This is a genomic window from Aliidiomarina quisquiliarum (genome assembly GCF_023922585.1).
GTDB lineage: Bacteria > Pseudomonadota > Gammaproteobacteria > Enterobacterales > Alteromonadaceae > Aliidiomarina > Aliidiomarina quisquiliarum.
The window spans coordinates 38,813-51,764 of sequence record NZ_JAMFTN010000026.1; the positions used below are offsets into that span (position 1 = coordinate 38,813).

Sequence of the window (12,952 nt, forward strand, 5' to 3'; positions counted from 1 at the left end):
AAGTCGGTATTAAATGTGTTGTTACCCTACCACATGAAATAACGCCTCGTTTAACCACATGTGCACAGCAATACTGGCCGCATAACCTAATAAAATAGCCGGCGCCCACTTTAAGTGGCTAGCAAAGGTATAGTAACCACGTGCCGCCCCCATTAGTGCCACACCTGCTGCAGAGCCAACCGAAAGTAAACTACCCCCAGTGCCCGCTGTTAAAGTAATTAGCAACCACTGCCCATGCGACATGTCCGGCGCCATCGACAGTACGGCAAACATAATTGGAATGTTATCAATCACCGACGATATTAAACCAAGCGAGATGTTAGCGAAGGTTGGGTTCCATTGGTTGTACAGTACGTCTGAAACCAACCCAAGGTAGCCTAAAAAGCCTAACCCGCCTACACACATAACAATACCGTAGAAGAACAATAAGGTGTCCCACTCGGCCCGAGCAACACGGTTAAACACGTCAAAAGGCACCACGCTACCTAAACGTTTCATACGTTCAACGTCGCCAGCGCGTTCAGCCATGGCACGTTTGCGCGCTAAAGAGCCTGGTAAAGTCATGCGTAAGAAATAACCAAAAAACTGCAAATAGCCTAGGCCCATCATCATGCCTAACACCGGAGGTAAGTTCAGCAAGCTATGGCACGCAACCGCTGTTGCTACGGTCAATAGAAACAAGCTGGTAATACGAAGGGCGCCACGCTTTAGCTCTACCTCTTCCAACTGCGACGTTGGTTTTTTGTCTGCTATAAAGTAGCTCATGATAGCCGCAGGTATTAAAAAGTTCACCACAGAAGGTAGGAATAAAGCAAAGAACTCCTGGAATTGCACCATGCCCGCTTGCCATACCATTAGGGTGGTAATGTCACCAAAGGGACTAAATGCACCGCCAGCATTAGCCGCCACAACAATGTTTACACAGCAAATACTAACAAACTTACGATCTCCTTCGGCCACCTTCATAACCACCGCGCACATTAATAGTGCCGTGGTTAAGTTGTCGGCAATGGGGGAAATAAAGAAAGCGAGTATTCCTGTAATCCAAAATAACGAGCGGTAACTAAAACCTTTACGTACCAACCAAGAACGCAGCGCATCAAACAAGCGGCGCTCTTCTAACGCATTTATGTAAGTCATGGCCACAAGCAAAAACAACATTAACTCAGAAAACTCTAACAGATTATGTTGAAAAGCGTGTTTTGCTTCGTTGTCAAAACCGTTTTGAGCGTAAACAATACCAATAATAATCCAAATTAAACCCGCCCCAACCAGCACAGGTTTAGATTTACGCATATGTAGTTTTTCTTCACCCATAACCAAGGCATAGGCAATAACGAAAATACTAATACAAAGAAAACCAACAAAGGAGTAGGTCAGGTCGAGGGGGGCACCGTCGGCGGCCATTGCCGAAGGGCTAATGAAAAGAGCAATCCATACTAAGGCCAGGAGTATGTTGCGTTTCATGTCAGTGTGTTCTCCAGTCGCACGTGAAAGGTGGTAAGGCTTTCAACGCAGTCTGCACAGACTGTGGAAAGCCGCAGATACAGGGCTCTCGCTAGGAGCGTGCGGAGAATACCACATGGCTTTAGTAAAGACTTGTCCCAACGCAAGAAATAGACAGCTTTATCCTTATGCCTAGGCAACGTATCTTTACGCGGCGAATACTTCAAGTAACCAAAGCCAACATACATTCACAATGTAAATACCGAACATAAGAAGCCATACATTGCATGAATAAACATTCATAATCCATACTGAACCCAGTCATTACAACAAACTAACAAGTTAGGTTGCATTATGAACACACATACTCTTAGCTTTACTCAGCCGCTAACAGCGGAATATGAAGAAATACTTACCCCAGCAGCACAAAGCTTTTTGGTTGAGCTGTGCCAGCAGTTTGCGCCACGTATTGAAGAGCTGATGGCTAACCGTGAGCAAGCACAGCAAAATTATGACCGCGGCGCCTTACCCGACTTCGACCCAGCTACCAAAGACATTCGCGAAGGAAACTGGCGTGTAGCCGACATTCCAGCCGACTTGCAAAAACGTCACTTGGAAATTACTGGCCCCGTCGAGCGAAAAATGATTATTAACGCCCTAAATGCCGACGTTGATGTATTTATGGCCGACTTTGAAGACTCACTTTCGCCTACTTGGAACGGCATGATGCAAGGGCAAATTAACTTGCGCGACGCTAACCTAGGTACCATAGCCTTTACCGACGAAGCCCGTAGTAAAAAATACCAGCTTAACCCTAACCCGGCCTTGCTTATTGCTCGCGTACGGGGTTTGCATTTACCTGAGAAACATATTCTTTTAAATGGTCAGCCGGTACCTGGAGCATTGGTCGACTTCGCCCTTTATTTCTACCATAACTACCAAACGCGTACTGCCAACGGTAGCGGTATTTATTTATACCTACCCAAATTACAGCACCATAACGAAGCCAAATGGTGGAGCGACGTGTTCCACTTCGCTGAAGCAAAGTTCAACCAGCCTACTGGTACCGTGCGCTGCACTATATTAATTGAAACCTTGCCCGCCGTGTTCCAAATGCATGAAATTCTGTACAGCTTAAAACACCATATTGTTGGTTTAAATTGTGGCCGCTGGGACTACATATTCAGCTATATTAAAACCTTACGGGCTCATGCGGATCGCATTTTGCCTGATCGCCAAGTAGTTACCATGACTCAGCCTTTTTTAAGCGCATATTCACGCTTACTTATTCAAACCTGCCACCAGCGCGGTGCCTTTGCCATGGGTGGTATGGCCGCCTTTATTCCACTGAAAGACGAAGCCGCCAACAAAGAAATTTTGGCCAAAGTAAAAGCCGACAAGGAACTTGAATTTAGCAATGGCCACGACGGCACCTGGATAGCCCACCCTGGCCTAGCCGCCACAGTGCGCGCTGTTGCCGCAGAATACTTAGGCGACAAGCCCAACCAATTACATGCACTACGAGAACAAGATTCACTTACCACCGCTAAAGAATTACTCGAGCCCAGCACCGGCGACCGCACCGAAGAAGGTATGCGCACCAATATTCGGGTGGCATTGCAATATATTGCCGCTTGGATGTCGGGTAACGGCTGCGTACCAATTTACGGACTCATGGAAGACGCCGCCACCGCAGAAATTTCACGTACGTCTATATGGCAGTGGATCCAGCATGGCAAACATTTATCTAACGGTAAGCAAGTTACTAAAGAGCTATTTCGAAGCATGCTTAGCGAAGAGGCCGAGGTGGTTAAAGCCGAAGTAGGTAACGACCGCTGGCAACATGAAAACTTTACCAAAGCCATGCAATTGCTCGACGACATTACTACCGCCGACGAACTAACCGAGTTTTTAACTTTGCCTGGCTACAAATACTTATAACAAAAGAATTTAATTTAACAACTTTGAGGTAATTATCATGACAACACCTAAACATATGCAAAATGCGGTACAAGAGCTAGAGCAAAGCTGGGCGACAGACCCACGCTGGGAAGGCATAGAGCGCACCTACAGTGCTGAAGACGTCATTCGCCTACGTGGCTCGCGGAACATTGCTTACACCCATGCCGCCCAAGGTGCCGACAAGCTATGGACCCTATTGCACGGCAAAGCGAAAGACAAATTCGGTAAAGACTACGTGAACGCCTTAGGTGCCTTAACCGGTGGCCAGGCCGTACAGCAAGTAAAAGCGGGCTTACAAGCCATTTATCTTTCGGGTTGGCAAGTAGCCGCCGACAACAACTCGGCAGCTAGCATGTACCCCGACCAGTCACTTTACCCAGTCGACTCGGTACCCAAAGTAATTGAACGTATAAACAATTCATTTTCCCGTGCCGACCAAATTCAATGGGGCAAGGGCATTGGTCCAGAGCATCCTGATTACGTTGACTACTTTGCACCTATTGTAGCCGACGCCGAAGCTGGTTTTGGTGGTGTGTTGAACGCCTATGAATTAATGCTTGGCATGATCAAAGCCGGTGCTTCTGGTGTTCACTTTGAAGACCAATTAGCGTCGGTGAAAAAATGCGGCCACATGGGTGGGAAAGTGTTAGTGCCTACGCAAGAAGCTGTACAAAAACTGATTGCAGCGCGCCTAGCTGCCGACGTGTCTGGCACCAAAACCTTAATTGTGGCTCGTACCGACGCCAATGCCGCCGACTTACTAACCAGCGACGTAGACCCTAACGATAAAGAGTTTCTCACTGGCGAACGTACCGCCGAAGGTTTCTACCGCGTGAAGCCAGGCATAGAGCAAGCTATTTCACGTGGTTTAGCTTATGCACCTTATGCCGACTTGGTGTGGTGCGAAACCGCCAAACCCGATTTAGAAGAAGCGCGTCAGTTTGCTGAAGCGGTACATGCTAAGTTTCCAGGTAAGTTGTTGGCATATAACTGCTCACCTTCATTTAACTGGAAGCGCAACCTGAACGACGCCACCATCGCTAAGTTCCAAAGCGAATTAGCGGCCATGGGTTATAAGTTCCAGTTCATTACTTTAGCGGGCGTGCATAACATGTGGTATCACATGTTTAATTTAGCCTACGACTATGCCCGTAACGATATGTCGGCCTATGTGAAGCTACAAGAAGAAGAGTTTGCTTCTGCCGACCGTGGTTATACCTTTGTTGCGCACCAACAAGAAGTAGGTACTGGCTATTTCGACGACGTTACCAATGTTATTCAAGGTGGCCAGTCGTCGGTTACGGCACTTACGGGCTCAACGGAAGAAGAGCAGTTCTAATCATTCCTTAACTCGGTATTGGTTTGATAACGAAAGCGGATGCTCTGCGGGTATGGAAATATGTCTGCGAGCATCCCTTTTTTTATCTGCTGTTGCTGCTCTTGCCAGAAAGTCGCATCAATCAACTCCGGGTGATGCTGTTGAATAACTCTTAAGTATTTTTTGTTGGGAAACACAAAGGTGGCCACTTGCTCAGGAAACACATCGCCAGGGGCAACCGAATACCAATGCTCTGAAGCGAGTACGTCTTGCGCATAATCGCTTTTAGGTATCGCTCGAAAGTTCATTTCTGTTAAATATTGCACTTCGTCGTAGTCATAAAAAACCACCCGTTTCCCTCGAGTTACGCCAAAGTTTTTTAATAGCATGTCGCCCGGAAAAATATTGGCAGCAATCATATCTTTTAGTGCATACCCATAGTCGAGTAAAATTGCTTCTATAGCAGTGTCGTCGGCTTCGGTTAAATAAATATTTAACGGGGTTAAACGCTTTTCTATATACACATGCTTTAACACCACATAGTCGCCTTCAAATTCCATCGAGCCGGCAATACTTTGCTTTAGCTCTGCTAGCAGCTCGGCTGAAAACCTGCTTCGTGGTAAAGCCACGTTCGAATACTCAATGGTGTCGGCCATGCGCCCTACCCGGTCATGCTGTTTTACCAACTGATAACGCGCCAGCACCGTGTCGCGGCCAAACGGCTTGGTTTCGCCAAAAGTGTCGCGAATAACTTTAAACACATAAGGAAACGACGGTAGAGTAAATACTTCCATTACTAACCCCCGCACCCCTGGCGCTACCACTAATTGGTCCGTCGACGTGGCGAAGTGCTGCAGCAATTCACGGTAGAACTCTGTTTTACCTTGTTTGTGCAGACCAATAGCCGAATATAATTCTGCTAATTTTTTTCGTGGCATCAGTCCCTGCAGAAACCGAACAAGCGCCGAAGGCGTAGTAGTTTTTACAAAGAAATAGGCCCGAGCAAAACTAAATACCACCAGCATTTGCTCTACGTCGGTAATCAGTGCGTCTACATACAGTTGGCCGTGACTATTGTTTAATATAGGCACAACAAATGGGTACTGGTGCTGCTCGGTTACAATACGCCCCACCACATAGGCTGCTTTATTACGGTAAAACGGGTGTTTTAACACGTCAATACGTAATTGATGCGCTGCCAGTTTCCGTAGTTTTACCTGGGCTAAAAAAGCGTGCATAAGCTGCGTTTGGCACGCAGCCATGTCTGCAAAGGCTGCCCCAAAGTTCATGTCGGTTAGTATGCTTTCAAGGGTGCTAGCAATCCCATCAGCGACAGGAAAGTAAGCGCGGTACTCGGTTTCTTGTGGTAAGGGTATGCGCTTTGCCAGCACACTTTCTACAAATATGTAGCGGTTATTAAAATAACTCCGGTGAAATAACTTACAAAACACCGAGTTAAAAAAGGTTTCGGCCAGTTCTGCCTGAGGGTGAAATACCAATAAATCAGCATAGTAACTGCGTACTTTTTTCCATAGTTTTTCATTTACTTCAGTGCAGTCCATAGCTTCCGAAAGTTCCTGTACAGTTGCTATAACTCGCTGATCGTAATAACTAATACGTGCCCTTGCTGCCGCTTGCAGGGCGCTCCAACGCTGTTCAATATAAAGCTCCCGAGCTTGCTCGGTTACGGCTTGAAATGCCCGGTAATGACGATGAAAGCCAGTTAAAATGGTCCGAGCCACATTTGAATAAGATAAAACCATGGGGGTTTCCTTTCGCCACGCCGATTTTATGTATCGGTTGCGCCTATCATTTACTGCTCTATAATTCACCACAGTTATAATGGCATATTAAAGCAGGCGGTTGCATGAATCATTTTCGTCAAATAGATCTTAATTTACTTACCTACCTTGACGCTTTACTGCGCGAACGCAATGTAACCCGTGCTGCCGAGCAACTTAACATTACCCAGCCGGCCATGAGCAACGCCTTAAAACGGCTACGCGACTTACTAAACGACCCTATTTTGGTGCGCACCAGTGAAGGCATGGTACCTACCGAGCGGGCTTTGGCCATGAAGCCGCAAGTGCGGCAAATACTCTACGCGGTAGAAGAAGTTATTCAGCCTAGCCGGGGTTTTGAAGCGCTCGAAAGTAGCCGTGTGTTTCGTATTATGGTCTCTGACTATGCGGCTTCTACACTTATGTCGCCGTTACTAAAAGCTTTACGTGTACAAGCGCCACATATTACCCTCGACTTAATGACTCCCAGCGACGTAAGCTTTCACGACGTAGAAAATGGCAAAGTAGACCTTGCCATTAACCGTTTCGACGACTTACCCCAATCGTTCCACCAGAAACTTCTCTGGAACGACGACTTTGCCTGCTTGGTACATAAAAATCATGCCTTGCTTGAAAATTACACGCTAGAAAACTATCTAACCGCGCAGCATAGCTGGGTGAGTAAAACTGGTTTTGGGGTAGGAATTGGTATGACACCCGATGCTGTGCAAAAATTAGGTTGGGTCGACAATGCCTTAGCGCAACTTGGCCATACGCGGCATATTAAGGTGTTTACGCGGAATTATCATGTGGCTATGCATTTGGCTTTGGAAGGCCTTATTGCAACGTTACCAAGACGTGCGGCAAACTTATATAAAGACAACTCCGACGTAGTGCTACGCGAACCACCTTTCCCTATTCCAGCTATTGACCTACGCATGATATGGAGCCCGCTGTTGCAGCACGACGAAGGCCACCGCTGGTTTCGTACTCTACTAGCAGAAGTAGCTAGCCGGTCTTAAACTTCGAAGCGATCTGCCAAGCTTTGTAAATGATTTGCTACTTCTGTTAATTCCCGGCTAGAAGCAATAATTTGCGATGTGCCCGAGGCCGATTCTTTTGCTCTTTCACTAATTTCGTCCATATTACCTTTAATGCCCACCGTAGCAGCGGCTAGCTCCTCCGAGGCCGTAGCTATTTGATCATTAATGCCCGTAAGTTCACCAACTGCCTCACGAATGGTGTCAAGCGCACTGCGTGCTTCTATCGACTTTTCTAGCGTTGCTGCTACGCCTTTTTGGCTACCCGCCATAACCGTTACAGCGTTTTGCGTACCTTTTTGCAGGCTTTCAATAATACGTTGAATATTTAAAGTTGAATCTTGTGTTTGTCGCGCTAACGAACGAACTTCATCGGCAACCACGGCAAAGCCACGGCCTTGTTCGCCCGCACGGGCCGCTTCTATGGCGGCATTTAGCGCCAGCAAGTTGGTTTGATTCGCAATCGCCTCAATCACTTCTAGTATGGTGCCTATTTCATTACTTTGGGTTTCCACCTGTTGCACAACTTCTGCGGCATGTTTTACTTCATCGGCAACATTACTAATAGCGCTCGACGTTTCTTGAAATACTCGTTCTGCACTTTGGGTTTCAGTTTCTGCATGGCGCGTAGCTGAAAGTGCCCGCGACGCGGCGTTGGCAATTTCTTGTACGGTAGTGACTACTTCTTCAATAGCAGTTACCGCCCGTTGCACCGAAGCTTCTTGTTCGTGTACGTTGTCGCTAGTGGACTCAGCCACAGCATGAGTTTGCTGCGCTGAATCTGTTACCGTACGGCTTGCTGTTGAAATATCAGCCAATAGTTTGCGCAAGTTTTCAGCCATTAGCATCATGGCATTTAATAAACCTACTTCTGTTCCAGTGCCCTTAGCGCTTAAGTTTCCATTGGCTATTTGTTCTGCTATATACCGCATGTGTTCTGGCTCGCCACCTAATGGCCGAGTTACACTGCGGGTAACCCATAAGCCCAACGCCACAGCCACGGCAAAGCCAAACAGCACCACTACCGAAATAATTCCTAAAGCCGAGGTAACCTTGTCGGTTGCCGCTGCTGCTGCATTGGTGTTCAGTGTTATAGCGGCGGCCTCAACTTCTGCTAACGCAGCATTAACCTGCTCAATAGCCTCGTCCATGGCCGCTGAACTAGCTGCGGCTTGAATTTGCGCTTCCACTTGCCGTTGATACGATTCAAACAACGCCCCTGAACTAAACGCAGCTTCGCTCCATTGTTCAAGCAACGACGCCACTTCAGTAACCGAAGCTCGTATGTCTGGACCACTGCGCTCTTGCATGGTGGCCATAGGAAATTCAAATATTTCAAAAACCTGCTCAACCTCTTCGGCCAATGGTCGCAAGGTAACAACACTGGTTTGGTTTACATAATCGCGGGTTAAATATTGCACTTCCATTACCAAGCTTTGCAGGTTAACCGCCGCAGAGGTAAGCTCCACGTCTTGCGCAACCTCCTCTGCATGATACGAAATATTGCCTAGTTCACCTACTAAGAAGGCGGCTACACGGTCGAAGTGGGTTAATAGCCGACGCACTTCCGCCGCATGCCGTAAGGTTTCAAGATGATAGGCAAACAGGTTGCTTGCTGCCGTTTCAAAAGCCGTACGGGCCTGCATCGACTCTTCTAGCCGCACTTTAACCTGGCGATTATCTACTAAGGTATTTAACTTTCGATAATTTTGTCCAAACTGCGCACTGCCAGCATTAAACTCGTCCTCATACTGGCTCAATGTTTCTACGCTTTCAGTTACTAAAGCCCGTCCTACCAAAGCATTTGCTTCAAACATAGCGTTGGTTAATTCACCCGTAATGGTAACCGTTGGTGTTGTGGTTTCTGTTACATAACGTAAGGTGCGCTCAAAGCTATTAATAAAGCCAATACCCACGCCGCCTGTTACTGCCACCAAAATGGCAACCACCACAAAGCCCGCAATAATGCGAGTCGACAATTTCTTTAATCGTGCTGTCAACCAAGACATAACGCCTCCAAGCGGGGTTACTTAAAATAGAAACGGCTCGTTCTTTATAACCAATAGTGTATGTCAAGACTACAAAATCAGCACTTAAATAGCAAAAAGGCCAACCCGAAGGTTGGCCTTTAAAAGCTTTATACACTTAAAGCCAAGTTACTACTCAAAATAGAACGGCTGACGCGCTTGCGCTCGACGCCCCATTTCATTCATGGTGTCGGCATCGAATAAACGACCGTTTACCATGGTATGGGTTACTTTCTCTGAACTACGTATGTCGTTCACCACATCACCGTCTATCACAATAATGTCGGCCAGCTTACCCACTTCAAGTGAACCAATGGCATGGTCCATGCCTAAATTGCGCGCGCCGTCTATGGTTGCGGTACGCAGCGCCTGCATAGGGGTCATGCCGCCTTGTGCCATCATCCAAAGCTCCCAGTGTTGGCCTAAACCTTCACGCTGCCCGTGGGCACCTGTGGTTACCATTACCCCAACATCTTGTAGCTCTTTACCACCACGGGCAATATTGAAGTGGTTGTAATGGTGTTCTGGGGCTATTTCACGACGCACCGAACGTGGTTGTAGTATATGTTTAGGTACAAAGCGCGACAGTTTTGGGTGCTCCCACACATTGGTATGTGCATACCAATAGTTTTCGCCCCAAATACCACCAAACCCTACTACTAAAGTTGGTGTGTAGGCCGTTTCCGTTTGGCTCCATAGCTGTTTCACGTCGCTGTATATATTCGCCACCGGAATAGAGTGTTCAATCGTCGTATGGCCATCAACAATCATACTTAAGTTGTGGTGAACCAACGAACCACCTTCTGGCACTACCATCATGTCGAGTTCGCGAGCCGCTTGAATAATTTGCTGACGCTGTTCACGACGTGGTTGGTTGTAGCTTTTCACTGAAAACGCGCCTACTTTTTTCATGCGTTCTAAGTGGAATAAAGCATCGTCTAAGCTATCCACATGGGCGGTATAACCTGGCCCATTAGCACCATATAAAATAGTACCGGTAGAAAATATACGCGGCCCTACAATGGTACCAGCACGCTGCATTTCGCTGGCGGTGAATATTTGCCCGGTATTATTCGACGGGTCGTGAATCGTGGTTACACCAAAAGTTAACCCAGCATACATTACCCAGTTTTGCTGGGGAATAATTTGCTGCTCGCCTTGCGCACCATGGGCATGAGTGTCAACCAAGCCAGGCATAATGGTTTTGCCTGTGGTGTCTATCACTCGTGCATTCCTTGGTACGCGTACTGTGCCGCGCTCACCTACGGCGACAATTTTATTACCTTCCACCACCACTACGCCGTTGTCGATAATTTCTTCACCATTCATGGTCAGCACTTTACCGCCCACAAAGGCAACAGTTTGCTCTGGCACATAAGCATTTTGGCTAAAGCTAATGTTAGTACCGTCGGCCACCAACTCAACTTTGCCGGCACCAATGTCGAACATACCCGCTAACGACGCCGAGTAAAGCTCCGGACCTAGCGACCAATATAAGCGCGAGCTATCGTTGGTCCAGGAAATATTATCGCCTGCCCGCTTCGACAGCTGCTCAACTGGAAACTGGCGATCCGTAGGGCTAATACTAATCGGCTGGCCGCGCTCTACAAATGGCGTTACATGAACACGAAAGCGTTCAGCAAAGGCCAAAAATTCACCGTTCGGCGACACTCGGTATTCAGTAGCATGGCTTGAGGTATATAGAGTCCGGCTACTATTGTCTGTTAAATCAACACTTTCTAATGTTGGTCCAGTGCTACTACGGCCTTGCACATATACACGGTCGTTACGTGCTCCAAAGTGTGGCTGTGAACCATGTTTAGTAATAAATTCAGGCTGGGTCGCATTTAGCGCTAAGTGATACAAGCCCGCATTTAAACCATGTAATGGGTCGGTTAAGTAGCCACCGCTAATTTTCCGATACACCACTGATTCGCCATTTGGCGCAAACACAGGCTCAACAAACTTGCCTTTTCCTGTTGGCAGTACCCGCTCTGAATTACGCTTCAAGTCACGCACAATAACTTGACCTTGTTCTTGGTCGTGCCAGGTGGTGTACACCAAATAGCGACCGTCGCGTGAAAACGCAGGAAACTGTTCAAACCGATCGGTTCTATTGGTTAGTCTTTTTGGCGTGCCATTAGGCAAGGCGCGGCTATATAAATGCCCAAGCGCTTCATAAATAACTTGGCTGCCATCTGGTGCCACCTGTACGTTACGCAACATACGCACGTCGAAACTACCTGCTTCAATCGGCTGTTGAAAACGCAAGGTGTGCTGAACTTCCTTGGTGGTTGTTACTTCAAACGGAATAGCCGCAACCTGTTGGTTGTTCACATTTACCCGATGTATACCGCCATTAGCATAAAACACAATGTCTTTGCTGTCTTTGCTCCAGCCCATGGCTGGGTAAACACCGTGAATGGCCCAGGTTTCCTGCATGTCGCGCGACAAGTTAGCGTACACTTCTTTGTGTTCACCGGTTGCTAGGTCATATACATATAACTTGCTTTGGAAGTCGTCACGCGAAACATAAGCAAGCAGCCTGCCGTCTGGGGAAGGAACTGGGCGAATCGCACCACCATGGCCCGAAAGTACCGTTTCAATCTCGCCGGTTTCTAGCTCATAGCGCTTAATGGTATAAATGCCGCTTTCCGAGTCTTTACTGTATTCAAAAATAGGGCCTGGGGTACTGTCTTGCGAGTAATACACATAACGGCCGTCTGGAGAAAACGCCGGCTCGCCTAAGTCTTTTTGATCATTCGGCCGGGCAGTTAACATTACCCCTTGGCCACCCGTGCGATGGTACATCCAAATTTCACCGGCACCCAATGAACGGCGCGCGGTAAAATGCTTACGGGCAACAATATAATTACCGTCTGGGCTCCAGGCTGGGCTGTTTAATAAACGGAAACTTTCTTTCGTTACTTGGTACGCGTCGCTACCGTCGGATTTCATTACCCAAATGTTGTCACCGCCACCCTCGTCTGAAGTGTAAGCAATGTATTCACCGTCAGGGCTAAAGGAGGGCTGCATGTGCCAGCCTATACCGCCACGCAACAGCTCTGCTTTACCACCTGCCGCTGGCATACGGTAAATATCGCCCAGCATGTCGAACACCACATGGCGACCGTCAGGACTAATGTCCACGCTCATCCAAGTGCCTTCAGTGGTTTGAATTTGAACTGACTTAAGTTCGCCTTGTGGTTCGGCAACCGACCAGCTTTCTGCAGCTTGCACATAGTTAGGCATAGCTGCTACCAACGCCGCTAAACCCAGCGCCGGCAACATAGTAGTTAGTGACTTCATGGAGTTCCCCAATTATTAGTTATGATTTTGTTTTAAAGCAGTTGCTAGAGTAAGTCTAGTGCACTACGG

At 47.6% G+C, this 12,952-nt stretch carries 7 protein-coding genes; 3 read left to right on the forward strand and 4 right to left on the reverse strand.

The features are described from left to right. Positions 1 to 21: 21 nt before the first annotated feature. Complete coding sequence (nhaD, locus tag M1L23_RS11620; RefSeq protein ID WP_252627574.1) at positions 22 to 1,467, reverse strand: sodium:proton antiporter NhaD; 1,446 nt, start codon at positions 1,465 to 1,467, stop codon at positions 22 to 24. A gap of 333 nt (positions 1,468 to 1,800) precedes the next feature. Between nhaD and aceB the strand changes: the two genes are divergently transcribed. Beyond that, positions 1,801 to 3,387 (forward strand): malate synthase A, encoded by a 1,587-nt coding sequence (aceB, locus tag M1L23_RS11625; RefSeq protein WP_252627575.1) that lies wholly within the window; start codon positions 1,801 to 1,803, stop codon positions 3,385 to 3,387. A 37-nt stretch (positions 3,388 to 3,424) separates the two neighbouring features. Next, positions 3,425 to 4,747, forward strand: a complete 1,323-nt coding sequence (gene aceA, locus M1L23_RS11630; RefSeq protein ID WP_252627576.1) for an isocitrate lyase — start codon at positions 3,425 to 3,427, stop codon at positions 4,745 to 4,747. On the opposite strand, the gene aceK is transcribed toward aceA, so the two are convergent. Next, entirely contained in the window at positions 4,744 to 6,489 is a 1,746-nt protein-coding gene (gene aceK, locus M1L23_RS11635; RefSeq protein WP_252627577.1) for a bifunctional isocitrate dehydrogenase kinase/phosphatase, read from the reverse strand. The two genes, aceA and aceK, sit on opposite strands and share 4 nt — an antisense overlap. Before the next feature lie 104 nt (positions 6,490 to 6,593). On the opposite strand from aceK, the gene M1L23_RS11640 reads away from it, so the two are divergent. After that, on the forward strand, positions 6,594 to 7,529 hold the full coding sequence (locus M1L23_RS11640) for a LysR family transcriptional regulator (protein WP_252627579.1): 936 nt from the start codon (positions 6,594 to 6,596) through the stop codon (positions 7,527 to 7,529). Here the strand turns inward: M1L23_RS11640 and M1L23_RS11645 are convergent. Beyond that, positions 7,526 to 9,556 carry a methyl-accepting chemotaxis protein gene (locus M1L23_RS11645; protein ID WP_252627581.1) on the reverse strand — a complete coding sequence of 677 codons (2,031 nt, stop codon included), beginning with the start codon at positions 9,554 to 9,556 and terminating at the stop codon, positions 7,526 to 7,528. The two genes, M1L23_RS11640 and M1L23_RS11645, sit on opposite strands and share 4 nt — an antisense overlap. Positions 9,557 to 9,706: 150 nt before the next feature. Continuing rightward, complete coding sequence (locus M1L23_RS11650) at positions 9,707 to 12,883, reverse strand: amidohydrolase family protein (protein ID WP_252627583.1); 3,177 nt, start codon at positions 12,881 to 12,883, stop codon at positions 9,707 to 9,709. Positions 12,884 to 12,952: the final 69 nt, after the last annotated feature.

Excerpts from the sequence above, each read along its gene's own strand:
- nhaD (WP_252627574.1), bottom strand. The coding sequence starts at position 1,467 with ATGAAACGCAACATACTCCTGGCCTTAGTATGGATTGCTCTTTTCATT.
- aceB (WP_252627575.1), top strand. The coding sequence starts at position 1,801 with ATGAACACACATACTCTTAGCTTTACTCAGCCGCTAACAGCGGAATAT.
- aceA (WP_252627576.1), top strand. The coding sequence starts at position 3,425 with ATGACAACACCTAAACATATGCAAAATGCGGTACAAGAGCTAGAGCAA.
- aceK (WP_252627577.1), bottom strand. The coding sequence starts at position 6,489 with ATGGTTTTATCTTATTCAAATGTGGCTCGGACCATTTTAACTGGCTTT.
- M1L23_RS11640 (WP_252627579.1), top strand. The coding sequence starts at position 6,594 with ATGAATCATTTTCGTCAAATAGATCTTAATTTACTTACCTACCTTGAC.
- M1L23_RS11645 (WP_252627581.1), bottom strand. The coding sequence starts at position 9,556 with ATGTCTTGGTTGACAGCACGATTAAAGAAATTGTCGACTCGCATTATT.
- M1L23_RS11650 (WP_252627583.1), bottom strand. The coding sequence starts at position 12,883 with ATGAAGTCACTAACTACTATGTTGCCGGCGCTGGGTTTAGCGGCGTTG.